Source organism: Prauserella flavalba, assembly GCF_003202235.1.
Classification (GTDB): domain Bacteria; phylum Actinomycetota; class Actinomycetes; order Mycobacteriales; family Pseudonocardiaceae; genus Prauserella_A; species Prauserella_A flavalba.
This window is the reverse complement of sequence record NZ_MASU01000008.1, coordinates 218739-243378: the sequence shown is the minus strand read 5'-3', so window position 1 is coordinate 243378 and position 24640 is coordinate 218739. Positions and strand designations below refer to the sequence as shown.

General features: G+C 72.5%; 29 protein-coding genes, 1 tRNA gene and 1 pseudogene. 24 read left to right on the top strand and 7 right to left on the bottom strand.

From position 1 onward, the window contains the following. Positions 1 to 14: 14 nt before the first annotated feature. Positions 15 to 106 (bottom strand) — tRNA-Sec (locus BA062_RS21560). Positions 107 to 166: 60 nt separating this feature from the next. Between BA062_RS21560 and selD the strand changes: the two genes are divergently transcribed. Next, on the top strand, positions 167 to 1159 hold the full coding sequence (selD, locus tag BA062_RS21555) for a selenide, water dikinase SelD (RefSeq protein WP_110339496.1): 993 nt from the start codon (positions 167 to 169) through the stop codon (positions 1157 to 1159). A 54-nt stretch (positions 1160 to 1213) separates the two neighbouring features. Next, a pseudogene (locus BA062_RS21550) lies at positions 1214 to 1800 on the top strand (YbhB/YbcL family Raf kinase inhibitor-like protein). Between the two features lie 122 nt (positions 1801 to 1922). Here BA062_RS21550 and BA062_RS21545 read toward each other — a convergent pair. Then, positions 1923 to 3317 carry an aldehyde dehydrogenase family protein gene (locus tag BA062_RS21545; protein ID WP_110339495.1) on the bottom strand — a complete coding sequence of 465 codons (1395 nt, stop codon included), beginning with the start codon at positions 3315 to 3317 and terminating at the stop codon, positions 1923 to 1925. 78 nt (positions 3318 to 3395) lie between these two features. Next, positions 3396 to 3587: a DUF2795 domain-containing protein gene (locus BA062_RS21540; protein ID WP_110339494.1), complete on the bottom strand. Its 192-nt coding sequence runs from the start codon at positions 3585 to 3587 to the stop codon at positions 3396 to 3398. Between the two features lie 56 nt (positions 3588 to 3643). Here BA062_RS21540 and BA062_RS21535 point away from each other — a divergent pair, with 56 nt between their 5' ends. From BA062_RS21535 to BA062_RS21525, 3 genes are read left to right on the top strand one after another with little or no spacing between them, the layout of a single operon-like run. Further along, a complete protein-coding gene (locus BA062_RS21535; RefSeq protein WP_110339493.1) occupies positions 3644 to 4213 on the top strand; it encodes a nucleotidyltransferase family protein in 570 nt (189 codons plus the stop codon). Then, positions 4197 to 4463, top strand: coding sequence for a BON domain-containing protein (locus BA062_RS21530; protein WP_110339492.1), 267 nt, complete (start codon positions 4197 to 4199; stop codon positions 4461 to 4463). Before BA062_RS21535 ends, BA062_RS21530 begins: the two co-directional genes overlap by 17 nt. Further along, on the top strand, positions 4460 to 5173 hold the full coding sequence (locus tag BA062_RS21525) for a metallophosphoesterase family protein (protein WP_110339491.1): 714 nt from the start codon (positions 4460 to 4462) through the stop codon (positions 5171 to 5173). Before BA062_RS21530 ends, BA062_RS21525 begins: the two co-directional genes overlap by 4 nt. Here BA062_RS21525 and BA062_RS21520 read toward each other — a convergent pair. Both BA062_RS21520 and BA062_RS21515 read right to left on the bottom strand, forming a co-directional pair. Continuing rightward, entirely contained in the window at positions 5155 to 7140 is a 1986-nt protein-coding gene (locus BA062_RS21520; RefSeq protein ID WP_245959930.1) for a VanW family protein, read from the bottom strand. The genes BA062_RS21525 and BA062_RS21520 overlap by 19 nt on opposite strands. Positions 7141 to 7239: 99 nt before the next feature. Further along, positions 7240 to 8829, bottom strand: a complete 1590-nt coding sequence (locus tag BA062_RS21515; RefSeq protein ID WP_110339490.1) for a serine/threonine-protein kinase — start codon at positions 8827 to 8829, stop codon at positions 7240 to 7242. 266 nt (positions 8830 to 9095) lie between these two features. Here BA062_RS21515 and BA062_RS39910 point away from each other — a divergent pair, with 266 nt between their 5' ends. The 11 genes from BA062_RS39910 to BA062_RS21460 are packed head-to-tail and all read left to right on the top strand — an operon-like array spanning position 9096 to position 14600. Further along, positions 9096 to 9632 carry a hypothetical protein gene (locus tag BA062_RS39910; protein ID WP_168214048.1) on the top strand — a complete coding sequence of 179 codons (537 nt, stop codon included), beginning with the start codon at positions 9096 to 9098 and terminating at the stop codon, positions 9630 to 9632. A 5-nt stretch (positions 9633 to 9637) separates the two neighbouring features. Beyond that, complete coding sequence (locus BA062_RS21505; RefSeq protein ID WP_245959929.1) at positions 9638 to 10708, top strand: SRPBCC family protein; 1071 nt, start codon at positions 9638 to 9640, stop codon at positions 10706 to 10708. Continuing rightward, positions 10705 to 11118 (top strand): gas vesicle protein GvpJ, encoded by a 414-nt coding sequence (gene gvpJ, locus BA062_RS21500; RefSeq protein ID WP_110339489.1) that lies wholly within the window; start codon positions 10705 to 10707, stop codon positions 11116 to 11118. Before BA062_RS21505 ends, gvpJ begins: the two co-directional genes overlap by 4 nt. 1 nt (position 11119) lies before the next feature. Then, complete coding sequence (locus tag BA062_RS21495) at positions 11120 to 11893, top strand: GvpL/GvpF family gas vesicle protein (RefSeq protein WP_110339488.1); 774 nt, start codon at positions 11120 to 11122, stop codon at positions 11891 to 11893. Positions 11894 to 11897: 4 nt separating this feature from the next. Then, positions 11898 to 12149, top strand: a complete 252-nt coding sequence (locus BA062_RS21490; RefSeq protein ID WP_110339487.1) for a gas vesicle protein GvpG — start codon at positions 11898 to 11900, stop codon at positions 12147 to 12149. Between the two features lie 5 nt (positions 12150 to 12154). Next, entirely contained in the window at positions 12155 to 12448 is a 294-nt protein-coding gene (locus tag BA062_RS21485) for a gas vesicle protein GvpO (RefSeq protein ID WP_210406944.1), read from the top strand. Beyond that, entirely contained in the window at positions 12445 to 12897 is a 453-nt protein-coding gene (locus tag BA062_RS21480; RefSeq protein WP_110339486.1) for a gas vesicle protein, read from the top strand. Before BA062_RS21485 ends, BA062_RS21480 begins: the two co-directional genes overlap by 4 nt. An 18-nt stretch (positions 12898 to 12915) precedes the next feature. Then, the gene (locus BA062_RS21475; protein ID WP_110339485.1) at positions 12916 to 13719 is read left to right on the top strand and encodes a GvpL/GvpF family gas vesicle protein; all 804 of its coding nucleotides are present in this window, start codon (positions 12916 to 12918) and stop codon (positions 13717 to 13719) included. Next, positions 13716 to 13913, top strand: coding sequence for a gas vesicle protein (locus BA062_RS21470; RefSeq protein ID WP_110339484.1), 198 nt, complete (start codon positions 13716 to 13718; stop codon positions 13911 to 13913). Before BA062_RS21475 ends, BA062_RS21470 begins: the two co-directional genes overlap by 4 nt. Continuing rightward, positions 13906 to 14208: a gas vesicle protein K gene (locus BA062_RS21465; RefSeq protein ID WP_110339483.1), complete on the top strand. Its 303-nt coding sequence runs from the start codon at positions 13906 to 13908 to the stop codon at positions 14206 to 14208. Before BA062_RS21470 ends, BA062_RS21465 begins: the two co-directional genes overlap by 8 nt. A gap of 20 nt (positions 14209 to 14228) precedes the next feature. Continuing rightward, entirely contained in the window at positions 14229 to 14600 is a 372-nt protein-coding gene (locus BA062_RS21460) for a DUF6401 family natural product biosynthesis protein (RefSeq protein ID WP_110339482.1), read from the top strand. A gap of 100 nt (positions 14601 to 14700) precedes the next feature. Here the strand turns inward: BA062_RS21460 and BA062_RS21455 are convergent, their stop codons facing one another. Together BA062_RS21455 and mmuM are read right to left on the bottom strand one after the other, a co-directional pair. Beyond that, a complete protein-coding gene (locus tag BA062_RS21455; protein WP_110339481.1) occupies positions 14701 to 15558 on the bottom strand; it encodes a mechanosensitive ion channel family protein in 858 nt (285 codons plus the stop codon). Between the two features lie 202 nt (positions 15559 to 15760). Continuing rightward, entirely contained in the window at positions 15761 to 16651 is an 891-nt protein-coding gene (mmuM, locus tag BA062_RS21450) for a homocysteine S-methyltransferase (protein ID WP_110339480.1), read from the bottom strand. A gap of 243 nt (positions 16652 to 16894) precedes the next feature. Between mmuM and BA062_RS21445 the strand changes: the two genes are divergently transcribed. The 8 genes from BA062_RS21445 to BA062_RS21410 are packed head-to-tail and all read left to right on the top strand — an operon-like array spanning position 16895 to position 24592. Further along, complete coding sequence (locus tag BA062_RS21445; RefSeq protein ID WP_110339479.1) at positions 16895 to 18007, top strand: J domain-containing protein; 1113 nt, start codon at positions 16895 to 16897, stop codon at positions 18005 to 18007. Between the two features lie 57 nt (positions 18008 to 18064). After that, positions 18065 to 18754, top strand: coding sequence for a DUF998 domain-containing protein (locus BA062_RS21440; RefSeq protein ID WP_110339478.1), 690 nt, complete (start codon positions 18065 to 18067; stop codon positions 18752 to 18754). Positions 18755 to 18784: 30 nt separating this feature from the next. Beyond that, positions 18785 to 19546 carry a 3-oxoacyl-ACP reductase FabG gene (gene fabG, locus BA062_RS21435; protein WP_110339477.1) on the top strand — a complete coding sequence of 254 codons (762 nt, stop codon included), beginning with the start codon at positions 18785 to 18787 and terminating at the stop codon, positions 19544 to 19546. Continuing rightward, the gene (locus BA062_RS21430) at positions 19543 to 20004 is read left to right on the top strand and encodes a MaoC family dehydratase (protein WP_110339475.1); all 462 of its coding nucleotides are present in this window, start codon (positions 19543 to 19545) and stop codon (positions 20002 to 20004) included. The genes fabG and BA062_RS21430 overlap by 4 nt, the downstream gene beginning before the upstream one ends. Positions 20005 to 20053: 49 nt before the next feature. Further along, positions 20054 to 21076 carry a phosphotransferase family protein gene (locus tag BA062_RS21425; protein WP_110339473.1) on the top strand — a complete coding sequence of 341 codons (1023 nt, stop codon included), beginning with the start codon at positions 20054 to 20056 and terminating at the stop codon, positions 21074 to 21076. Then, complete coding sequence (locus BA062_RS21420; protein WP_110339471.1) at positions 21076 to 22284, top strand: acyl-CoA dehydrogenase family protein; 1209 nt, start codon at positions 21076 to 21078, stop codon at positions 22282 to 22284. Before BA062_RS21425 ends, BA062_RS21420 begins: the two co-directional genes overlap by 1 nt. Beyond that, complete coding sequence (locus BA062_RS21415) at positions 22284 to 23477, top strand: acyl-CoA dehydrogenase family protein (RefSeq protein ID WP_110339469.1); 1194 nt, start codon at positions 22284 to 22286, stop codon at positions 23475 to 23477. The genes BA062_RS21420 and BA062_RS21415 overlap by 1 nt, the downstream gene beginning before the upstream one ends. Then, positions 23474 to 24592 carry an acyl-CoA dehydrogenase family protein gene (locus BA062_RS21410; protein WP_110339467.1) on the top strand — a complete coding sequence of 373 codons (1119 nt, stop codon included), beginning with the start codon at positions 23474 to 23476 and terminating at the stop codon, positions 24590 to 24592. The genes BA062_RS21415 and BA062_RS21410 overlap by 4 nt, the downstream gene beginning before the upstream one ends. The last annotated feature ends 48 nt before the right edge of the window (positions 24593 to 24640 follow it).

Sequence of the window (24640 nt, the reverse complement as noted above, 5' to 3'; positions counted from 1 at the left end):
CCCCCACGCCTCGGCGGAGGCGAACGGGAATCGAACCCGCCAACGACAGTGCCTGCCGTTCCACGGTTTTGAAGACCGCGCCGGTCACCAGGCCGGAAGCGCCTCCCTGGGACATGCCGTCATCTTCGCAAGGCGCGCCGGCGCCCGCAGCGCGAGCATGGGTGGCATGGCTTACCGACTCACTCAGTACGCGCACGGCGGCGGCTGCGCCTGCAAGATCCCGCCCGGCGAGCTCGAGGACGTGGTTCGCGGGCTGGCCGGCCCCGGTCCCGAGAAGCCGCACGGGGAGCTGCTCGTCGGTCTCGACGACGGCGACGACGCCGCCGCGGTCCGCATCGAGGGCGGGCAGGCGCTGATCGCCACCACCGACTTCTTCACGCCCGTCGTCGACGATCCCTATGACTGGGGCCGGATCGCGGCGGCGAACGCGCTGTCGGACGTCTACGCGATGGGCGGGCGGCCGGTGGTGGCGGTGAACCTGCTGTGCTGGCCGCGTGAGACGTTGCCGTTCGAGCTGGCGGCCGAGGCGCTGCGCGGCGGCAAGGAGGTGTGCGCGAGCGCGGGCTGCCACCTCGCGGGCGGGCACAGCGTGGACGACCCGGAACCCAAGTACGGCCTCGCGGTCACCGGTGTCGCCGACCCGGATCGCCTGCTGCGCAACGACTCCGGCCGCGCGGGGCTGCCACTGTCGCTGACGAAGCCGCTCGGGCTCGGGGTGCTGAACGCGCGGCACAAGGCGACCGCCGAACGCTTCGAGCAGGCGATCGAGGTGATGACCACGCTCAACGACACCGCGGCGAGCGCCGCCGTGGCCGCGGGCATCACGTGCGCGACCGACGTGACCGGTTTCGGGTTGCTGGGTCACCTGCACAAGCTGGCGCGGGCCAGCGGCGTCACGGCGGTGGTCGACGCGGAGGCGGTGCCCTTCGTGGACGGTGCGAGGGAGGCGCTGCGCGCCGGGTTCGTGCCGGGCGGCAGCCGCCGCAACCTCGACTGGGTCCGCCCGCACGCCGACCTCGGTGTGGCCGAGGAGACCGCGCTGCTGCTGGCCGACGCGCAGACCTCCGGCGGCCTGCTGCTCGCGGGCGAGATTCCCGGCGCGCCGGTGATCGGCGAGCTGGTGCCCCGCCGCGGGCACACCACGCTGGTGGTGCGCTGAGGTTTGCCTCCCCCGGTGCCGGTAACTCCTGGGCCGATGGGGAAAGGAGGAACCATGCCGGACCAGGGAAGCGAGCGCTCCGCACGCGCGCCGGGCTACCCCGACCGGGCGCCGGGTCCGAAGGGCACCGAGGGCACCAGCCGGGCGACCCGGCCCTCGACGCCGAGGGCAACCCGCCGGGGCCCGCCGAGGGAGAGCTGGAGCTGCGCAGCGCGGCGTTCACCGACCACACGCTGATCCCCGACCGCTACGCCCACCACCGCGACAACGTCTCGCCGCCGCTGGAGTGGTCGCGGCCGCCGGACGGGACCGAGGAGCTGGCACTGGTATGTGAGGACCCGGACGCGCCGGGCGGGACGTTCACCCACTGGGTCGTCACCGGGCTCGCGCCCGACTGCACCGGCGCCGACGAGGGCCGCCTGCCGTCCGGGGCGACGCCGGGCCGCAACGGCTTCGGCGAGCTGGGCTGGGGCGGCCCGCAGCCGCCGGTCGGCGACGACGCGCACCGGTACTTCTTCCGGCTCTACGCCGTCGACCGCCCGCTCGGGCTCGGCGAGGGCGCGAGCGCCGAGGACGTGCACGCCGCCGTGTCCGGGCACACCCTGGCGAAGGGCAACCTGGTGGGCCTCTTCGCCCGCTGACCCGGGTTGACCGGCCCACAGACGCCGCGACCCCCCTTCGCGGCGGCGCCCACCGCCCCCAAGGCCACCTTTGTTGCGTTCAACGCAACCAAGGTGGCCTTGGGGGGCGTTCAGTCAGGGGCTCAGGGGGCTGGTTCGACGTGGACCACCTTGGTGGTGGTCATCTCGTCGAGGAGTTCCGGGCCGTAGCCGAAGCCCTGGCCGCTGGCGCCCCTCGGCTGGGCCGCGCCGCCCGGCGCGCCGCCGAACACGGCGTTGACCTTCACCGTGCCCACCGGCAGGGCGCGCCACGCCCGCTGCGCGTGCTCCATCGAGCGGGTCAGCACCGTCGCCGCGAGGCCGTAGCGGTCCTCGCCCGCCGCACGGAGCCCGGCCTCGAAGTCGTCGACCACGCACACGGGGGCCACCGGCCCGAACGTCTCCTCCCGCAGGATCGCCAGGCCGGGCGCGCAGTCGGCCAGCACCGTCGCCGGGTATCGCGCACCGGGGCCCTCGGGGACCACGCCGCCCGCGCACAATCGTGCCCCCTCGGCCACGGCGTCGGCGACCTGCCCGTGCACCTTCTCCCGGTGCGGCACGTCCACGAGCGGCAGCAGGCCGAGCCGCTCGGCCTCCGCTGTCAGCGCCTCGACGAACGGCCCGGCGAGCGCGCGGTGCACGTAGATCCGCTCCACCGCGACGCAGATCTGGCCGCTGTTGCCGAACGCGCCGGTCGCGGCCTGCTCCGCCGCCCACGCGGGGTCCACGTCGCCGTCGACGAGCAGCGGGTCGTTGCCCCCGTTCTCCAGCAGCACCTTCGCGCCGGTCCGCGCCGCGGCCCCGGCGATGGCCCGCCCGGCCTCGGTGCTGCCGACGTGCGCGATGAGGTCGACGCCGTCGCTGCCGGCGAGCCAGGCGCCCACCTCGCCGTCACCGGCCAGGCACGTCAGCACGCCCTCGGGCAGGTACGGGGTGATCAGCTCGCCGAGCAGCAGGCCCGTGTGCGGGCACCGCTCGCTCGGCTTGTGCACCACGGTGTTGCCGGTGGCCAGTGCGGCGCCGAGCAGGCCGCACGCCACGGCCACCGGGTCGTTCCACGGCGTGAGCACCGCCGCGACGCCCCGCGGCTCGGGCACCATGAGGTCGGTCGCCCCCGGGTCGCCGAGCAGGCTTCTCCCCCGGTGCACGGGCCCCAGTTCGGCGTACTGCTCCAGCGTGCCCGCCCCCGCGAGCACGCCGTCCTTCGCGTCGGCGGCGGGACGGCCGGTCTCGGCCTCGTTCACCCGGGCGAGGTCCTCGGCCCGGTCCCGGATCGCGGCCGCCGCCGAGCGCAGGGCGGCTCCCCGTTCCGCGGCGGGAGCTCCCGCCCACAGCGCGCGTGCCCCGCGTGCGGTGGCGACCGCGCCGGCGACGTCCTGCCTGCTCGCCTTCGCGACCCGGCCGACGAGCCCCCCGTCGAGCGGGCTGTCGATGCGGATGGCGTTCGGCTCGTCGGGGCCGGCGGCGGGCAGGTCGAGTTCAACGGCGAGATCGGTCATGGCACACCTCCTGCGGCGAGGGTGGTCCGCCGGCGTCCGCCATAAACGTGACCGCCCCGCCGCGAAGGTCCGCCCGGGTCAGGTCTTGGAGTACTCCGCGCTCACCGCGTTCGGCCCGTCGTAGGTGCGCTCGGGCAGGGAACGAAGGTGCTCCAGCACGTCGTCGTCCGCGCCCTTGCTCCTGGCGTGCTCCACGAGGTCGTCCCTCGAGCACGGGTAGTCCACTCCGGCCAGGTACTTCTGCATCTGGATCGGGTTCGGTTGTGCCATCGGTGCATCACCTCCACGCGGCGCATACCCACGAGCCGACCGGGTAACCGAACACGATGGAGGTCGACCAGGAACAGCTGCTGCGCACCATCACCAGGGTGGTGAACACGCTGAAGGCCGCCGGGCTGCGGTTCGCGCTCGCCGGGGGCTGCGCGGTGTACGCGCGCGGGGGCCCCGCCTCCGACCACGACGTGGACATCTTCGTCACCGAGCAGGACGCCGGCGTCGCGCGCAAGGCGCTCATCGCGGAGGGCATGCGTGCCGCGGACCCGCCGGAGGACTGGCTCACCAAGGTGTACGACGGCGACTGCCTCGTGGACCTCATCTTCAGGCCCAACCAGCGCCCCGTGACGCCCGAGCTGCTCGACAGCTGCGACGAGCTGCGGGTCGGCGCCACGGCGGCGCCGGTGCTGCCCGCCACCGACGTGATCGTCGACAAGCTGCTCGTGCTGGGCCCGCACCGCTGTGACCTGACGCCGCTGCTGCCGATCGCGAGGGCGCTGCGCGAGCAGGTCGACTGGGCGCGGGTGGAGCGCGAGACCGCCGGCTCGCCGTACGCGCGGGCCTGTCTCGGCCTGCTCACCGATCTCGGTGTGAAAGGAGTGTCCGATGCTGAACCCGGGTAGCGGCGAGGCACCAGAGTACATCGCGGCGAGGATCCGCAGAGCGCTCGCGGAGGATCCGCGCACCGCGGAGCTCGGCATCCAGGTGATCGTGAAGGGCGCGCACGTGTACCTGTGCGGAACCGTCTCGTCGCAGCAGTGCAAGGAGGAGCTGAATCGCGTGGCACAGGAGAGGGAACCCACGCTGACCGTCCACAACGACGTCGACGTGGTCGAGGCGGGCGAGCCGGGCGCGCCGGAGGTGCTCCGATGATCCGCATCGCGGCCGTCGGCGACGTGCACCTCGGCCCGGAAGCCCAGGGCAGGCTACGGCCCGCGCTGGAACACCTGCCCGAGCACGCGGACGTCCTGCTGCTCGCGGGCGACCTGACCCGGCACGGCACCCCCGAGGAGGCGCGCGTGGTCGCCACCGAGTTCCGGGACGTCGGCGTGCCGGTGCTCGCCGTGCTCGGCAACCACGACCATCACGGCGACGCCGTGCCCGAGGTCACCGAGGCGCTGTCCGAGGGCGGCATCCAGGTGCTGGAGGGCGACGGCGTGGTGCTGCCCGTGGACGGGCACCGGCTCGGCGTGGCCGGGGTGAAGGGTTTCGGCGGCGGGTTCGAGGGCCGCTGCGCGAGCGCGTTTGGCGAGCCCGAGATGAAGGCGTTCGTCGGGCACACCATCGAGATCGCGGGCAAGCTCCAGTCCGCACTGGGCTCGCTGTCGTGCGACATCCGCGTGGCGCTCATGCACTACTCGCCGGTGCCGGACACGCTGCACGGCGAGCCGCTGGAGATCTACCCGTTCCTGGGCGCCTATCAGCTCGGCGAGGCCGTGGACGCCACCGGCACACATCTCGCGGTGCATGGCCACGCCCACGCCGGCTGCGAGCGCGGCGTGACACCGGGCGGCGTCCGGGTGCGCAACGTCGCGCAGCCGGTGATCCGCTCGGCGTTCACGGTCTACTGCGTGGAGGCCTGAGAGTCACCGGGAAGCAGCCCCTCGGCATCGTCCGGGGTGGACGGTGGCTGCTCGGTCTCCGCCTGCCCGCCGTCGTCCGGTTCCGGCGACGGACGCGGCTCGGGCTCGGGTTCCGGCTCCGGTTCGGGTTCCTCGCAGACGATGGCGGGCTGCGGGTTGTAGACGACCGTGCGCGGCTCGCGCCGGACCTCCTGGCCCGTGGCGGCGTCGCGGAGGATGCGGGTGTCGGTGACGCTGAAGCCGCTGGCGCCGCTGCTCGGAGAGCACGTCTCGATCGGCTCCACCTGCACCGGTGGCGAGGTGTAGCCGAAGCGCTCGCCGGTGACGGACTCGACGTCGTAGCGCTTGGTGCCCCACAGCCGCACGGTGATGTCCGACTCGGTCCAGATGGTCTGGATCACCACGCCGGTCTCGGAGTCGTTGGTGAACTTCAGGTCGATGACGCTGGAGCCGTCCGGGTTCTGGTACACGGTGGCCTCGCGGCCCTCCGGGTAGCGGCTGATGTAGTAGCTGTGCTCCTTGTGCTCGGTGTCCTTCATCCCGGCGAAGTACGCGGCGTTGTAGAGCGTGGTCGCGAACTGCGAGATGCCGCCGCCGACCGCGCGGCCCGGCACGCCGTTGGAGATCACGCCCGCGGCGACGTAGCCCTGCTCGAGCCCGCGGGGGCCGGTGAACCCGTTGAGGCTGAACGTCTCCCCCGGTTTCACGACCGCACCGTCGACCTCCTCGGCGACCGTGCGGATGTTGATGCCGGAGTCGTAGGCGAAGCCCTCGGTGGTGAACTCGCCGATGACCTCCTTGATGCCCAGCCGCTCGGCCTGCTCGGTGGTGAGCGCCGCGGGCTGCGCCGCGTACGTGGCGGTGATCGCGCGCTCGCCGCGCTGCTTCAGCACGCCGGGCAGGCCGGCCAGGGTCTTGTCCCAGTCGATGCCGCGGCCGTGCACGGACGGCTCGATGCGCACGGAGCCGCCCGCGAAGACGAACCGGGCGTCGCGGCCGCGTTCCTCGGTGGGGGCGAGCTCGGCGCCGACGGCGTCGACGACGGCCTTCCGCTCGATGCGAGGGGCGAGCGAGCCGTCCTCGCGGGCGGAGAACTTCAGTGCCGCCGCGATCGCCTCGGGCGCCAGCACCGCATCCCTGCCCTCGCCGCGCACCGTCACGGGCCCGGACACCGCGGGGGTGGCGATCTCCTCCAGCGCCGCGCGCACGGTCTCGGGGGTGCTGCGCACCGGGAGGGTCGACACGGGCAGCGACAGCGTGCCCTCGGCGGGCCAGTACCGCAGGATCCGGCTGCGGGCCTCGGCGACGTCGAGCTTCACGCCCTCCTTCGGGTCCTGCGCCACGGGGGTGAGCCCCTCGAAGCGGACCGTGCCCTCGGCGGCGTCCCGGTCGATGGCGGCGCGCAGGCGCTCCACCTCGGCGTCGAAGCGCCGGGGATCGGCCGCGGAGACCACACCGATGTCGTCGCTGGAGAAGAACGACGCGATCCGGGTGAACGGGTTCAGCGGCTGCCGCGCGGCCTCCTCGACGGTCGCGGCCCAGTCGACCCGCAGGCCGACGGAGCCCGGGTCGAGGGTGTACGAGGCGCCCTCGGCGGACAGCTCGACCGGCCCGGCGAGCCGGGGTTCCAGCTCGGTGCGCAACAGCCGCTCGGCGTCCTCGGTGCTCAGGCCGGCGACGTCGACGCCCGCCACGACCGTCCCCCTGGCGACGTCGCCCTGGGACACCAGCAGGTCGAGACCGTAGAGCAGCGTGAGCCCGCCGACGACGGCACCGGCGATGATCCCGGCCTTGCGCAGCTTCCGCCGGTCCGGGCCGGAGTCCACTGCGGACTCCGGCGGTTCGGCGGAGAACTCCGAGGACTCGGCGGACTCCGCGGACGCGGGTGCGGTCGGCTCGGTGGTCTCCGCCTCCTGGCGGGTCTCGTCGTCCGGCTGCGGTTCGGTCGAACTGTTCTCCTGAGACACGGTTTCCCCGACTGATCTACTGGTGTGGCAGAAGAGGTGAGCCGGGCAAAAGTACCTCACCAAGCCGGATTCGATGATCAGCACCCCGGTGGAGCACGCTCAGCCCTCGTCGTCGGAGTCCCGTTCGCCGCGGCCGTCCTTGCCGTCCTTGCCACCGTCGTCGATCTTGCGGGAGGAGACGAGCTCGTCGGAGTCGATCAGGGCCTCGCCGTCGTCGGTCACCATGCCGAGGCGGTGCACCTCGCGGTACACGTCGCCGCCGTCCACGGTGAACTCGAGCGCCACCTGCACGGTCTCCTCGTTCAGCGCGCGCGGGCCGCTGACGACCTCGACCTTTTTGATCTCACTCCAGAACTTCTCGTACTCGTCCTTGCCCTGCTCTCGCAGGCCCGGACCGAGTGCGGCCCACCCGGCATCGGTGTCATCGGGTAGCGACGCGTAGTAGTCGTCGACGGCGTCCACCAGCTGGTCCGGGTCCACGGTCTCGGAGGTCGGCGTCGGGCTCGGCGGGCTCGACGAGACGGCGGTGGTGGTGGCCGCGGCGGTGGCCGTCCCGGCGCCGGCGCCCGCCGAGGCGCCCGTGCTGCTGGTGGCGTTGACCAGCAGCTCGGCGACGAGGATCCCGAGCGCCGCCGCGGCCAGCACGGCCAGTGCCGTCAGTGCGATGCGCCTGCTCTGCGAGGACGGGCGGGGCGGCGGGCCCTGGCCCGGCGGCATTCGCGAGACCGCGGCCTGGGGCGGCGGGGAGGGCGGAGGCGGCGGCAGCGGCGCGGCCGGGTGCAGGTCCAGCCGGGTGGCCGGCCTGCGCGGGGGCGGCACGGGAGCGGTCGCCGGCAGCGTCGGCGGGTCGGCGACGGGCGGTTGCCTGCCGTCGGCGACGGCCTGCAGTGCCTCGGCGACCCAGGCCATCGTGGGCCGCGCCGAGGGCTCGGTGCTCAGCATCGCCTGCAGCGGGGCGGTGAGCGGCCCCGCCTGGCGCGGCGGGATCGTCTGCCCGGTCGCGACCGTGTGCAGCAGCGCGATCTCGTTCTCGGTGTTGCCGAACGGGGGCTGGCCCTCGACCGCGGCGTACAGCGTCGCGCCGAGGGAGAAGACGTCGGAGGCGGGCCCCGGTTCGCTGCCGCGCGCCGCCTCGGGCGAGAGGAAGGCGGGCGTCCCGGCGAGCAGACCCGTGCTGGTGACCGTGATGTCCCCGGCGGCGCGCGAGATGCCGAAGTCGGTGATCTTGGTGGTGCCGTCGTCGCCGAGCAGGATGTTGCCGGGCTTGACGTCACGGTGGATGACGCCGGCCGCGTGCGCGGCGGTCAGCGCGGAGGCGACCTGCGCGCCGATGCGGGCGGCCTCGACCGGGGACAGCACGCCCCGCTCGTCGAGCACCGCGGAGAGGCTGCGCGAGGGCAGGTACTCCATGACCAGCAGGGGCTGGCCGTCCTCGTCGGCGACGTTGTAGAGGGAGATGGCGTTGGGGTGCTGCAGCCGGGCGGCGATGCGCCCCTCCCGGAACGCCCGCTGCCGGGCCTTCTCGGTCTCGGCCTCGTTCAGCCCGGGCGGCAGCAGCAGCTGTTTGACGGCGACCGTGCGATCGAGGCGGTCGTCCACGGCCCGCCACACGACCCCCATCGCGCCGCTGCCGATGCGGCTCTGGAGGCGGTAGCGGCCGCCGACCACGCGTCCCTCGTCGTCACTCAACGGCGCCTCCCCTGTCACGCGGACAGATTAGAGCGTGCGTGTCACCGTGCCCCGCCGAGGACCCGGCACATGCTCAGCCACCTGGAGTAATTCGCCTCCGGGCAGCTCAACAGCGTTTCATCGTCACCCGATGGTGGTAACTCGTCCGTGGGCAAGACCTGGCAGGTTAGCAAACCACCATTGATCGAAGGAGATCGATCATGAAAGGCGGGGCACAGGTAGCCGCGGCAGTCGGGGCCGGCTATCTCCTTGGACGCTCTCGCAAGATGCGGCTGGCGTTGATGATCGCCGCGGCGGGTGCGACCGGACGGCTCGGCGGAACGCCCCGCGAGCTGCTGCAGCAAGGGGTGAAGCGGCTCGCGGCATCGCCCGAGCTGGGCAAGATCACCGAAAGCGTCCGTGGCGAACTGCTCGACGCGGCCAGGTCCGCGGCGATGACGGCGGCGAGCAGCCGGATCGACTCGCTCAACGACCGCCTGCAGAGCACGGCAGGACGCGGCGGGAAGGCGCGGGACGAGGAACAGCCCGAGGACGAGGACTACCTCGACGTCGAGGAGGAACCGGAGGCCGAAGAAGCCGAAGAGCCCGAAGAGGCCGAGGACACCGAAGAGCTGGAGGACACCGAGGAATCCGGGGAACCGGAAGAACCCGAGCCCGAGGAAGAGGAAGAGCCCGAGCCACCCCGGCGCAGGCGCGCCGCGGCGGGCAGGTCGTCCACGGGCCGGTCCACCCAGGGCAGGGCGACGCGTACCCGGGCCACGCAGAGCCGGGGCCGGGCACCCGTCCGGCGCACCGGGAGGTGAGCACAGTGGCCACGAGGACGGCGTCCCGCGCCACGAAGGCCGCGGGCGACACGGCGAGCAAGGCCGCGGGCGGGGCCACCAAGGCCGCCGGTGACGCGACCGGGGCGGCGAGCGGAGCCGCGCAGAAGGCGGGCGGCGCACTGCTCAAGCAGGCGATGGGCCAGCTCGCCACGACCGTGGCTCAGCGGGCGGCGTCGTCGGTGACCGACCGGGTCTCCGCGACCGCGGAGCGGCTCAACCAGTACGCCGAGAGCGGCGGCAGCGAGAGCCTCAAGACCGCGCTGACCGGCGCGTCGAAGCTCGCCGAGGGCAAGTCGCCCGTGTCCGCCGTGCTGAGCACCGGGGTCAGCCGCGTCAAGGACAAGGTCAAGGATGCCGTGAGCGGCCTCGGCGGCGGTGAGGGCGGCGACTCCAGCACCAAGGTGAAGGTCACCAACATCGTCGAGTCGATCGACGTCGGCGTGCCCGTCGACCTCGCCTACAACCAGTGGACGCAGTTCACCGACTTCCCTCGCTTCATGAAGAAGGTCGAGCGGGTCGAGCAGGTCTCCGACGAGAAGCTCGAATGGAAGGCCCAGATCTTCCTGTCCCACCGCACGTGGGAGTCCACCATCGAGGAACAGGTGCCGAACGAGCGGATCGTGTGGCGTTCCAAGGGCGAGAAGGGCTACGTCGACGGCGCGGTGACGTTCCACGAGCTGGCTCCGTCGCTGACCCGCATCGTGCTCGTGCTCGAGTACCACCCGCAGGGCTTCTTCGAGAAGACCGGAAACCTCTGGCGGGCGCAGGGCCGCAGGGCGCGCCTGGAGCTCAAGCACTTCCAGCGCCACGTCATGGCACACGCGCTGCTGCACCCCGAGGAGGTCGAGGGCTGGCGCGGCGAGATCCGGCAGGGCGAGGTCGTGGACGGGCAGGCCGCCGACGAGTCCGCCGAACAGTCCGAAGAGGACGAAGGCGCGGAGAACGCGTCCGAGGAAGGAACAGAGGACAACGACCGGGAGGAACAGCCCCCGCCCCGTCGCCGCCGGGCGGCTTCGGGGACAACGACACGCAAGACCCGAGGAGGTCGTTCGTGACCACAGCTGTCCAGCCGGCAGGCGGCGGAGGAGGCGGATTCGACCGCCCCTCCTCCTCCAGCCTCGCCGACGTCATCGACACCATCCTGGACAAGGGTCTGGTGATCGATGCCTACGTGCGGGTCTCGCTCGTCGGCATCGAGCTGCTGACCATCGACGCGCGGATCGTCGTGGCCAGTGTGGACACCTATCTGCGGTTCGCCGAGGCGGTGAACCGGCTCGACATCTCCGACACCGAGCAGAAGGGCTTGCCGGAGCTCATCGAGGACATGAACGAGGGCGGGGCCAAGTCGAAGACCAAGGGCGCGCTCGAAGCCGCGGGCGACAAGCTCAAGGACTTCCTCGCCGAGCCCACCGACGACGGCCGGCAGACGGCGAACCGAGGCCGCGGCCGAAAGGACGACGACTGACATGGCCGACACGCAGTCGACACAGGACACCGTGACCTACGTCTACGGCATCGTGCCCGGCGACGTGGAGAGCGACCCGGAGGCGCGGGGCATCGGCGACCCGCCGGGCAAGATCGCGGTGGTGCGGCACGGCGACATCGCGGCGCTGGTCAGCCACATCAGCCGCGACACGCCGCTCGGCAAGCCCGAGGACCTCGCCGCGCACGCGCAGGTCCTCGACGCGACCTCGGGTGTGGCCCCGGTGCTGCCGCTGCGCTTCGGCGCCGTGGTGTCCGGCGAGGACGCCGTGGCCGAGGAGCTGCTCGCGCAGCACCACGACGAGTTCCGCTCCGCGCTGCGGGAGCTGGAGGGCAAGGCCGAGTACGTGGTCAAGGGCCGCTACGAGGAGCAGGCCATCCTGCGGGAGATCCTCGCCGAGAGTGAGGACGCCGCGCGCCTGCGCGAGGCCGTGCGGGAGAAGCCGGAGGACGCGGCCCGCAACGACCGCATCGCGCTCGGCGAACTGATCAACAACGCGATCGCCGCCAAGCGCGAGGTCGACACCCGCAAGGCCGTCGAGAAGCTCGGCGAGCTGGGCGTGACCGTAAACGTGCGCGAGCCGACCCACGAGCGCGACGCCGTCTACGTCGCGTGCCTCGGCGAGGTCGCCGCACAGGGCGAGCTGGAGAAGGCGGTGGGCGAGCTGGCGAAGACGTGGGAAGGCAGGGTCGACCTGCGCCTGCTCGGACCGCTCGCCCCGTACGACTTCGTGGTGACGAAGCAACCCCAGGAGTGACGACATGGGTCTCCTCTCATTGCTCACGGGCCTGCCGCTCGCCCCGGTGCGCGGCGTGATCGCGCTCGGGCGGGTGATCCAGGAGCGCGTCGAGACCGAGATGCACGACCCCGCGTCGGTGCGCCGCGACCTCGAGGCCGCCGAACAGGCACGGGAGCGAGGCGAGATCTCCGCTCGTGAGGAGGCGAGGGTGCAGCAGGAGGCCCTCGACCGCATGACCACTGAGCCGGACTCGCCCGGCGCCGGGAAGGAGTGATCGCGGTGGCAGGCGCGCAGGACGCCTCGGAGCTGCCCGCCCCGGAGGCCGCCGAGGTCGCGGTCGAGCACATCGGCAAGCTGACGGGCCGCGAGATCGTGGGTGTCACGTCGGTCGAGCCGACCGACGACGGCTGGCGCGTGGAGATCGAGGTCGTGGAGGAGCGGCGGATCCCCTCCACCTCCGATCTCCTCGCACTGTACGAAGTGGACTTGGACCTCGGGGGCGAGCTGCTCGCCTACCGAAGAACCCGCCGCTTCAACCGCGGCAGGGGCGACTCCGGGAACGGGATGGCATGACCGAGATCGGACAGCCGGCGTCCTCCGCACTCGGACCCTCGCAGGCGGGTGGTCACCAGCCCGCCAACCTCGGCGACATCCTCGAGCGGGTGCTCGACAAGGGCCTCGTGATCGCGGGTGACATCCAGGTCAACCTGCTCGACATCGAGCTGCTGACGATCAAGCTGCGGCTCGTGGTCGCCTCGCTGGAGACGGCGAAGGAGGTGGGCATCAACTGGTGGGAGAACGACCCGTGGCTCACCGGCGCCAACGGCACCAGGGAGCTCGAACGGGAGAACCGCGAGCTGCGCGCGCGGATCGAGCGGCTCGAGTCGGGCCGGGCCGAGCCAAGGCAGGTGGAGGCCGCGAGCGAGGACGAGCAGTACGAGGAGGACGAGTACGAGCCGGTGGACGTGGTGAACGGCGAGCTCGCCGAGGAGGAGGAACCCGCCCGCGACGAGCGGCGCTGAGGGGAGGTGTGAGCGACGATGGCGGACACATCCGGGGGCTGGCTCTACGCGGTCGCCCGTGAGCTGGACACGGACGCGCTCGCCGGGTTGCGGGGCGTGGCAGGGGCGCCGGTGTACGTGGTGCGGGACGCCGGGCTCGCCGCCGTGGTGAGCGCCGTGGACCTCGCCGAGTTCGGCGCGGAGCCGTTGCGGCGCAATCTGGAGGACCTGGACTGGCTCGCGGTCACGGCACGGGCCCACGACGCCGTGGTGACCACCGTGGGCGCCGCGGCGCAGGCCGCGGTGCCGCTGCGGCTGGCGACCGTGTGCCTCGGCGACGACCGCGTCCGCGATCTGCTCGCGCGCCGCAGGCCCGACCTGGAGAGCGCGCTGGCGCTGCTGACCGGCCGGACGGAGTGGGGTGTCAAGGCCTACGCCGACCCCGAGGCGCTGGCTTCCGTGAACCCCGCGGACACCGCCGGCCCCAGTGGCAAGGGGGGTGCCGGGACGGCCTACCTGCTGCGTCGCAAGGCGCAGCTCTCGGCACGCGAGAAGGCCGAGCGCAACGCGGCCGCGCACGCCGACCGGTTGCACGGCGAGCTCGCGGCGCTGGCCACCGCCGCCCGCAGGCACCCACCACAGGACCCGAAGCTGTCGGGCCGCAAGGGCTGGAACGTGCTCAACGGCGCCTACCTCGTGGACGACGCGAAGGCCGACGAGCTCGCCGCCGCCGTCGACCGGCTCGGCGCCGAACTGGAGGGTGTGCGGCTGGAGCTGACCGGGCCGTGGCCCGCCTACTCCTTCGCGGGCATCGAGCAGGGCGCCGAGCAGGAGCCGCGATGAGTGCCGAGCTGGAGGCCGCCGCGCCGGAACGCCGGATCGCGCTGGTCGACCTGCTGGACCGCGTGCTCGCCGGTGGCGTGGTGCTCTCCGGCGAGGTGACGCTGTCGATCGCGGATGTCGACCTGGTGCACGTGTCCCTGCGCGCATTGATCACGTCGGCCAGCACGCTGGAACGGAGCCTCTCCGGTGAGTGAGAACGCCCACAGAAACGAGCTGCAGGAACGCATCGACGCCGACCCGGAGACCGTCGAGAAGGGTCTCGTGAGCCTCGTGCTGACAATCGTCGAGCTGCTGCGGCAGCTGATGGAACGGCAGGCGCTGCGCCGCGTCGAGGACGGGAAACTGAGCGATGAGCAGGTGGAACGGATCGGCCTGACGCTCATGCGGCTCGAGGAGCGGATGGGTGAGCTCCGAGATCATTTCGGGCTCGAACCGGAAGATCTCAACATCGACCTCGGGCCGCTGGGGCCTCTTCTCGCACCCGAATAGGGGACCTAAGCTGTCCCCTCATGGGTTGGTTGCTGAACGCGTGGCACGAGTCTGCCGCGAAGCGGGAGCTCTCCGCGCTCGCCGACCGGCTGAGCCGGGTCGGGCTCGCCGTCGGCGGTCTGGCGCCGGGGCTGCTCGCCAGCGTCGACCAGCACGCGGCCGCGGTCCGCGACATCCTCACGCTCAGCGGCGGCCGGGTCGGTGCCGTGGAGCTGGCCGGTTACGCCAGGGGCATCCAGGACGCGGCCACCGAGTCCGGCTGGCATCCCCCGCTACGGGACGGCTGGGACGCCGACTGGGTGACCCTGCGCCTGGTCGCCGTGTGCCTGCTGGCCGCGGCCGGCACGGTCGCCGTCGCGGGCGGTGACGTCGACCCCCTGCTCTTCTTCTAACCCCGCCTACCCCACCCCCTCCGCAGTGAAGGCCACCTTGCCTGCGTTGAACGCAGGCAAGGTGGCCTTCACTGCGGTTGTACCTATGGTTACCTCACCGTCACGGGTAGTCGCCACGCGGCGGAGCCGGGGGCGGCGTCGTGGGCGGCGTGGTCGGAGGCGGCGTGGCGCCACCCCTCGGCGTGCCCGTCTGAATGGGCTCGGTCTGCGGCGACTGCTGCATGGTCGGAGCGGCCTCGCCCGTCCTGGCGCGCATCGCGTCCTCGCGGCCCCGCTGGTAGGCCTGGGCCTGCGACCTCGCGTTCGGCATCTCCTCCTCGGCGCGGTTGAGCCAGCGATCCCAGCGCTGCTGCATCGGGCGGATCATGCCGCCACCCATGCCGACGACGAGGATGCCGCCCGCGGTCGCGAGCACGGCGACGAGCACCGGCGTGGTGACCGCGGTCGCGACCCCGATCTGGTTCAGCGCGGCGATCACGCCGAGCGCGATGATGAAGACCTGCGTCAGCCTGGCCACGAAGTTGCCGTAGCTGAGGCCGCCGAGCGCACTGCCCACCAGGTCACGCACCGCGTTGGCAATGGCGGCGGCCACCACGACGATGACGATCGCGACGATCGCCCTCGGCAGCCACGCCACGATGCCGGCCAGCATGGCGCTGATCGGGTTGGGCCCGAACACGCCGAACGCCATCTGCAACGCGATCAGCAGCACCGCGTAGTAGACCAGCGCGGCGATCAGGCCACTGGCGTCGTACTTGGACCGGGCGAGCGCACGCTTGATGCCGCCACGCTCGACGGCACGGTCGAAGTTCAGCCGCTCCAGTACGACGTCGACCAGTTTGCGAAGGGCTTTCGCAACAAGCCAACCGATGACCAGGATCACCAGGAAAACGACGAACTTCGGCAGGAACGTGATCACCGCCCGAAGTGCATCGTTGAATGATTCCGTGATGTTCATCCGGTTTCCATCCTTTCCGTGGCCGGCCGACCCGCGGCACCGTTCGAGCTGATCAGGCGCAGCGGGCCACGCGTGTGGACGGTGCTCGCCACACGCTTCCGTGGTGCGCGGACCACACTTCTTCTGGTGGTTCGGATTACCCGGAATCCGAGGGTCACACGCGTGCCGCGCGATCGCCTTTCGGAATTACGGAAAGGTTCGATCAGGTGACACGCAGCGCGGCGGCCAAATCGGCGATGTCACCAGGCCGGACCCGGCAGCAACCACCCACGAGAGCGGCACCGTTCCCGGTCCACCGGTTCACCTCATCGGGGGAGAACGTGGACGCTCCCGCCCACCGGCGGCCCTCGGCGTCCCAGCCCTCACCGCTGTTGGGGTAGGCGATCACCGGCTTGCCGGAGACCTCCGCCGCGATCGCCACGGCGTCCGCGACGTCGGCCGGCGAGCAGCAGTTGACACCCACGGCGATCACCTGCGCGTTCCCCGCGGCCACGGCGAACGCCTCCTCCAGGCTCTGCCCGGCGCGGGTCCGCCCGCCCTCGACCGTGTAGGAGAGCCACGCCGGCACGTCCACCGCCTCGAGCGCGGTCAGCTCGGCTGCGGCCTCGTCGACGTCGGGCACGGTCTCCAGCGCGAGCACGTCCGGCCCCGCCTCGGCGAGCACCTCCAGCCGCGGCCGGTGGAACGCGATCAGCTCGCGCCGCGTCAGGCCGTAGCGGCCGCGGTACTCGGAGCCGTCGGCGAGCAGAGCGCCGTAGGGTCCCGCCGAGGCGGCGACCCAGCGCGCCCGCCCGTCGCCCGCGACGGCGTCGCGCGCCCGCCGGGCCAGCTCGACGCTGCGCCGCAGCAGCGCGGCGGCCCCGGCCCTGTCGATGCCGTGTGCGGCGAAGCCGGGGAAGCTCGCCTGGTAGCTCGCCGTCGTGGCGACCTCGGCCCCCGCGCGGAAGAACGCGGCGTGCGCGGCGACGATCTCCTCGGGCGCGTCGGCGAGCAGCCGCGCCGACCACAACGCGTCGGAGAGGTCGTGCCCGCGAGCCTCCAGCTCGGTGGCGAGCCCGCCGTCGAGCACCACGGGCCGCCCGGTCGACAACACGCTCCCAGCCTAACCACCGCGAGTCGTGCGTTCCGGGCCGCGAGTCGTGCGCTCCCGACAGCGAGTCGTGCGCTCCCGACAGCGAGTCGTGCGCTCCCGACAGCGAGTCGTGCGCTCCCGACAGCGAGTTCCCCGCTCCCTGCTTCCCTTAGCACACAACCGATCCACCCGGACGTGCCGGGCGGTCGGTACTCGGCCCGGCGCGGGGACGCCCTAGGGTGAGCGCTGCCGAGGAGGTGCCGGATGCCTGACGTCGACTACTACGAGCTCCTTGGCGTGCGGCCCGATGCCACCCCGGAGCAGATCAAGTCGGCCTACCGGGCACTGGCCCGCTCGATGCACCCCGACACGGGCGGAACGGCGGGGACGTTCCGGTTGCTGCGCGAGGCGTACGAGACCCTCGGCGATCCGGTTCGGCGCGCCGAGTACGACGCGGGTGACACCGACGAGTACGAGCGGGCCGCCCCCGCCACCCACACGGCGACGGCGACCCGCACCCGGCCCGCACCCCGCACGCGCCCCCGCCGCTTCGGCGAGGACCCCGCCTTCACCCCGGCGGCCCCGCGCGTCGATCCGGCGACGATCCCGTGGTGGCACACGGTGGATACCGGCCAGCGCATGCACGACACCGGAGCGCCCGGCCACGCTCCGGCCACCATCGCGCTCGGCGCGGTGGTGGTGCTCGCGCTGCCCCTGCTGCTCGGCGTCCCCTTCGCCACCCCGGTACTCGTGCTGTGGCTGCTCCTGCTCGCCGCGGCTCTCGGCGCGTCGTACGTACTCGTCCGGCGGCACCTGTCGGCGCTGCGCTCGGCGCGGTCGTTCCGCACCGAGTTCGGCGGCCGCGCCGTGTTCGGCACCCCCGGCCAGGACGACGACCAGGTGGCCGAGCGCCTCACCGCCGACCTGCTCGCCCGCTACCTCACGCGGCTGCCGGGCGTGCGGGTCTTCCACGGCCTCGCCTGGCCGGAGTCGGTGTTCGCCGACGTGGACCACGCGGTGCTGTGCGGGCGCAGGCTCGTGCTGGCGGAGTCGAAGCGCTGGCTTCCGGGGCACTACGAGACCGGCGAGGACGGGGTGCTGTACCGCAACGGGCAGCGTTTCCGCGGCGGTGGCAGCAGGCTCGCCGAGAGCGTCGCCGAGTTCCAAGCGCTGCTGCCGGAGGTGGAGGTCCGCGGCGCGCTCGTGCTGTACCCCAGCCGCGCGGGCGAGCTGACCACCGAGCCCGGGGCCGACGACGTCGCCGCGCCGATGACGCCGGAGCTGTTCGTGCGTGAGATCGGCGCGTGGCTCGCCGTGGAACCCTCCACAGTGGACCGCGACGTGTTCAGGACCATACTGCGCCGCGTCGTCACCTGACATCGCGCTCACACCCTCCGTGGCTGAATGGAACGAACCGGACACGGAGGGGGTTTCATGGCGGACGACGCACCGGCCCGCACCAGCGCCGCGCTCCCGGCGACGGGACTCGCGGCGCTCGCACTCGGCAGCCTCCTGATGGGCCTGCTGCACCTGCTGCCCGTCACCAGCGCCGACGTGGACCCGGTGCGCCGCACCATCAGCGAGTACGCACTCGGGTCCGGCAAGCTCCTGTTCGACCTCGCCGTGCTGCTCGTCGCGGCGGGGTCGGCGGCGGTGTTCCTGGCGCTCGTGCGGCAGGGCCGGGTGCGGGCGCTCTCGGCCACGACGCTGTTCGGCGCGGCCTGGACGCTGGGGCTGCTCGTGATCGTCGTGTTCCCCAAGACGGACTGGTCGATCGGGCCGAGCCTCGGCGGCACCATCCACCGCTACGCGAGCGTGGTCGCGTTCGTGGCCCTGCCGCTCGCGGTGCTCGCCGCCGCCCGCGCGGCCTATCCGCACTCCCCGGGCCTGCGGCTGCTCACCCGCGCGCTCGCGGTGACGTCGCTGGCGTGGTTCGGGCTGATCATCGGCGCGGTACTGGTGATGCTGGCCGGCGGCGAGCCGTGGTGGCGCGCGATCCCGCTCGGGCTCGTCGAACGGTTCCTCGCCCTCAACGAGGTACTCGCCCTCGCCGCGCTCGTTCCCGGCCTGATCCGCGTGCGCGCGCCCGCTGCCGCCACGGCCGGTCCCCTGGTACCTTCCTAAGCGCACGCTTACTCACTGAGGAGGAACCACGTGACCGAGTCCCCTTCCCGTGTCGCGATCGTCACCGGGGCGGGCCGCGGCATCGGCGCGGCCATCGCCCGCAAGCTCGCCGGTGACGGCTTCGCCGTCGGCCTGCTCGACCTGGACGAGGCCGGCGCCAAGGCGGGCGCCGAGGCGATCGTCGCCGACGGCGGCAGGGCGACCGGCGTGGGTCTCGACGTGAGCGACGCCGAACAGGTGGAGGCCGCCGTGGCCACCGTCGCCGAGCAGCTCGGCGCCCCGACGGTGCTGATCAACAACGCCGGCATCACGCGCGACAACCTGCTGTTCAAGATGAGCGAGGCCGACTGGGACTCGGTGATGGGGGTGCACCTGCGCGGCTCGTTCCTGATGAGCAGGGCCGTCCAGAAACACCAGACCGAGCAGGGCTGGGGCCGCATCGTCAACCTCTCCTCCACCTCGGCGCTCGGCAACCGCGGCCAGGCCAACTACTCCACCGCGAAGGCGGGCCTGCAGGGCTTCACCAAGACGCTCGCGATCGAGCTCGGCAAGTTCGGCGTCACCGTCAACGCCATCGCCCCCGGCTTCATCGCCACCGACATGACCGCGGCGACCGCCGAGCGGATCGGAATGTCGTTCGAGGACTTCAAGAAGGCCGCCGCGCAGGAGATCCCGGTGCGCAGGGTCGGCGAGCCCGAGGACATCGCCAACGTGGTGTCGTTCCTCGTCAGCGAGGGCGCCGGGTTCGTGTCGGGCCAGGTCATCTACGTCGCGGGCGGACCGAAGGCGTGAGCGGCGTGCGTGTCTTCCCCAGCCTCGACGACTTCGCCGCCGCCGTGGGCGAGCACCTCGGCCACAGTGACTGGCACACCGTCACCCAGGAGCAGGTGAACCTCTTCGCTGACGCCACGGGCGACCACCAGTGGATCCACGTCGACCCCGAACGCGCCACACAGGGCCCGTTCGGCGCGCCGATCGCCCACGGCTACCTCACGCTCTCGCTGATCCCCATGCTGGGCAAGGAGGTCTACCGCGTCGACGGGCTGCGCATGGGCATCAACTACGGCGTCAACAAGGTCCGCTTCCCGCAGCCCGTCAAGGTCGGCTCCAAGATCAGGGCGGGCGCCGAGCTCGCCCAGGTCACCGACACGGCACAGGGCAAGCAGGCCATCGTGCGCTGGACGATCGAGATCGACGGCGAGGCCAAGCCCGCCTGCGTCGCGGAGACCGTGGCGATCCTGGTCGCGTGACCCCGCGGGCGGCGCCCGCGACCAGTCGCACCGTTGACAAGGAGGTCAGATGAGCGACGAGAACCCGCCCGGGCTCGACCTGGCGCGGCTGCGTGCCCACCTCGACCGCGAGCGCCCCGGCCTCGTCTCGGGGCCGCTGTCGGCCACGGTCGTGGAGGGCGGCCGGTCCAACCTCACCTACATCGTCACCGACGGCACCGGCCGGTGGGTGGTGCGCAGGCCGCCACTCGGTCACGTGCTGCCCACCGCCCACGACATGAAGCGCGAGCACCGCGTGATGAGCGCGCTCGGCCCGACGAACGTGCCCGTGCCGCCGACGGTGCTGCTGTGCGAGGACGAGTCGGTGCTGGGCGCGCGGTTCTACGTCATGGCGTTCGTCGAGGGCACGCCCTACCGCGGCGCCGACGAGCTCGCCGCGCTCGGGCCCGAACGCACCCGCGCGATCGCCGACCGGCTCATCGACACGCTCGTCGACCTGCACGCCGTGGAGCCCGGGTCGGTCGGCCTCGGCGACTTCGGCAGGCCCGAGGGCTTCCTGGAACGGCAGCTGCGCCGCTGGAAGAAGCAGCTCGACGCCTCGCGCAGCCGCGAGCTGCCCGGCATCGAGGAGCTGCACGACCGGCTCGCCGCCCGGATCCCGGTCTCGCCGCCGCCCGCGATCGTGCACGGCGATTACCGGCTCGACAACGTGCTCGTGGGCGGCGACGACCGGATCAAGGCCGTGCTCGACTGGGAGATGTCGACGCTCGGCGACCCGCTCACCGACCTCGGCCTGCTGGTGGCCTACGGCGAGCGCAGCACGCTGGACCTGAGTTTCGTCAGCAATGTCAGCACCGCACCCGGCCACCCCGGCACCGACGAGGTGATCGCCCGCTACGCCGAGCGCTCGGGACGCGACGTCTCCGCGCTCAACTGGTACATCGGCTTCGCGTTCTTCAAGCTGGCGGTGATCCTGGAGGGGATCTACTACCGGTTCAGCCAGGGCAAGACGGTCGGCTCCGGCTTCGAGGCGATCGGCGACGGCGTGCCCCCGCTCGTGGCGCACGGCAACGCCATTCTGAAGGAGGACTGATGGACTTCACGTTCGACGCCCGGACCGAAGAGCTGCGGGAGAAGCTGCTGGCGTTCATGGCCGAGCACGTCTACCCCGCCGAGCCGGTGTTCCACGAGCAGCTCGCCGAGCGCGAGAACCCGTGGACCAGCGTGCCCGTGGTGGAGGAGCTCAAGGCCGAGGCGCGCAAGCGCGGGCTGTGGAACTTCTTCCTGCCCGGGGAGCACGGCGCGGGACTCACCAACCTGCAGTACGCGCCGCTGGCCGAGATCACCGGCCGCAGCCCCTCGCTCGCGCCGATCGCGCTCAACTGCGCGGCGCCGGACACGGGCAACATGGAGGTGCTCGCGATGTTCGGCAACGAGCAGCAGCGCAAGCAGTGGCTGCAACCGCTGCTGGACGGGGAGATCCGCTCCGCGTTCGCGATGACGGAGCCCGACGTCGCCTCCTCCGACGCCCGCAACATCGCCACCCGCATCCGCCGCGACGGCGCCGACTACGTCATCAACGGGCGCAAGTGGTACATCTCCGGCGCCATGAATCCGAACTGCCGGATCTTCATCGTGATGGGCAAGACCGACCCGGACGCCGAACCGCACCGCCAGCAGAGCATGATCCTGGTGCCCAGGGACACCCCCGGCGTGCACGTCAAGCGCGGCATGCACGTGTTCGGCTACACCGACGGCGACCACGGCGGCCACGCCGAGGTCGTGTTCGACGACGCCCGCGTGCCCGCCGAGAACCTGATCGCCGAGGAGGGCAGCGGCTTCGCCATCGCGCAGGCTCGCCTCGGCCCCGGACGCATCCACCACTGCATGCGCCTGATCGGCATGGCCGAGCGCGCGATCGAGCTGATGTGCCGCAGGGCCGTCTCCCGCGAGGCGTTCGGCAAGGCGCTCGCGCAGCAGGACGTGATCCAGGAGTGGATCGCCGAGGCCCGCGTGCGCGTGGAGCAGCTGCGGCTGCTGGTGCTCAAGACGGCGTGGCTCATGGACACCAAGGGCAACAAGGGCGCCCACACCGAGATCCAGGCCATCAAGATCGCCACCCCCGCCTCGGTCGAATGGATCCTCGACAAGGCCATCCAGACCCACGGCGCCGGCGGCGTCTCACAGGACTTCCCGCTCGCCGAACTGTGGGCGGCGGCACGCATGCTGCGCCTGGCCGACGGACCCGACGAGGTCCACAAACGCTCACTGGCCCGGCGCGAGCTGAAGAGGTACCTGTGATGAGCGAGTCCACAGTAGACGCGCAGGAGCTGCGCGAGCGGGTCGCCGCGCTGCTCGCCGAGCACGACCCCGCGACCACCGACCGCCTGGAGTTCCTGCGCGCGCGGTTCGACGCCGGGCTGGCCTGGGTGCACTACCCCGAAGGGCTCGGCGGGCTCAACGCGCCGCGCGAGCTGCAGTCCGTCGTGGACGCCGAGCTGGCCTCGGCGGGCGCGCCGGACAACAACCCGCGCCGCATCGGCATCGGGCTCGGCATGGCCGCGCCCACGGTGCTGCGCTACGGCTCCGACGAGCTGAAGCACCGTTTTCTGCGTCCACTGTGGACTGGCGAGGAGGTGTGGTGCCAGCTCTTCTCCGAGCCGGGCGCCGGATCGGATCTCGCCGCGCTCGGCACCCGCGCCGTGCGCGACGGCGACGAGTGGGTGGTCAACGGGCAGAAGGTGTGGACCTCCAGCGCGCACACCGCGCGGTGGGCGATCCTGGTGACCCGCACCGATCCCGACGTCCCCAAACACGCGGGCATGACCTACTTCGTGTGCGACATGACGCACCCTGGTGTGGAGGTCCGCCCGCTGCGCCAGATCACCGGTGAGGCCGAGTTCAACGAGGTGTTCCTCACCGACGTGCGGATCCCCGACGCGCACCGGCTCGGCGCCGTCGGTGAGGGCTGGCGGGTCGCACAGACGACGCTGATGAACGAGCGCGTCGCCATCGGCGGCAACGCGATGCCACGCGAGGGCGGGATGCTCGGCAAGGTCGCCGCGACCTGGCGGGGACGGCCCGAGCTGCGCACGGCCGAGCTGCACGACCGACTGCTGACGCTGTGGGTGGAGACGGAGGCGTTCCGGCTCGCGGGCATGCGGTTGCGCCAGCAGCTCGCCGTCGGCTCGCCGGGCCCCGAGGGCTCCGGGATGAAGCTCGCGTTCGCGCGGCTGTCGCAGGCGCTGTCGGGGCTGGAGGTGGAGCTGCTCGGCGACGAGGGGCTGCGCTACGACGACTGGACGATGCGCAGGCCCGAGCTGGTCGACTTCACCGGGCGCGAGGCCGGATACCGCTACCTGCGCGCGAAGGGCAACTCCATCGAGGGCGGCACCTCGGAGATCCTGCGCAACATCATCGCCGAGCGGGTGCTCGGGCTGCCGTCGGAACCGCGTGCCGACAAGGACGTCGCCTGGAAGGACCTGCCCCGATGAGCAACCCGGACCTGCTGTACTCGGACGTCGAGACCGATCTGCGCGCGAGCGTGCGCGACCTGCTCACCGACCGCTGCGAGCCCGCCGCGCTGCTGGCCAGGGTCGAGAGCGCGGAGCCCTACGACGCGAAGCTGTGGCGGACGCTGTCCGCGGAGCTGGGACTGGCGGGCCTGCCGGTGCCGGAAGACCTCGGCGGACAGGGCGCGTCGGTGCGGGAGACCGCGCTGGTGCTGGAGGAGCTGGGCCGCAGCGTCGCCCCGGTGCCGTTCCTCGGCAGCGCCGTGCTCGCCACGGCCGCGCTGCTGGGCGCCGACACCGCGCGTGAGCCCGTCGCGGTGCTGCTGCGCAGGCTGGCCTCGGGCGAGGCGGCGGGCGCGCTCGCGGTGCCGCTGTCGACGGCGCCCGGCTCCGCGTTCCCCGCGGCCGTGGCAGCCGACGCCGACGGGCGGCTGACGGGCACCGTTCGCTCGGTGGCCGACGGCCCGGCGGCCGACGTGTTCGTGGTCCCGGCGACCGGGCCGGACGGTCCGCGGCTGTACGCGGTCGAGGCCGCGGCGGCGTCGGTGTCCGAGCCGGTGCCGCTGGACCTCACGCGCCGCATCGCCGACGTGACCTTCACCGACGCCGACGCGACGCTGCTCGCCGGCGCGAACGGAGCGCCCGCCGCGCTGGAGCGCGCGCTGCTGACCGGCGCGGGCCTGCTCGCGTCCGAGCAGCTGGGCGTGGCCGACTGGTGCCTGGAGACGACCGTGGCCTACGTCGGCGGCCGGTACCAGTTCGGCCGCCCGGTCGGCTCGTTCCAGGCGCTCAAGCACCGGCTCGCGGACGTGTGGCTGGAACTAGTGGCGGCGCGGGCGGCGGCGCGCTACGCGGCCGACGCGCTGGCCTCCGGCAGCGACGACGCGGGCGTGGCCGTGGCGGTCGCGCAGTCGTACTGCTCAACGGTCGCGGTGCACGCCGCCGAGGAGTGCGTGCAGCTGCACGGCGGCATCGGCATGACGTGGGAACACCCCGCGCACCTGTACCTCAAGCGCGCCAAGGCCGACCAGCTCGCCCTCGGCACCGCGGGCAGGCACCGCACCACCCTGGCGACCCTGGTGGACCTCCCCGCGTAGGCCGGGATGCGTTGAACGCAGGCATGGTGGCCTTCACTGCATGGGGCC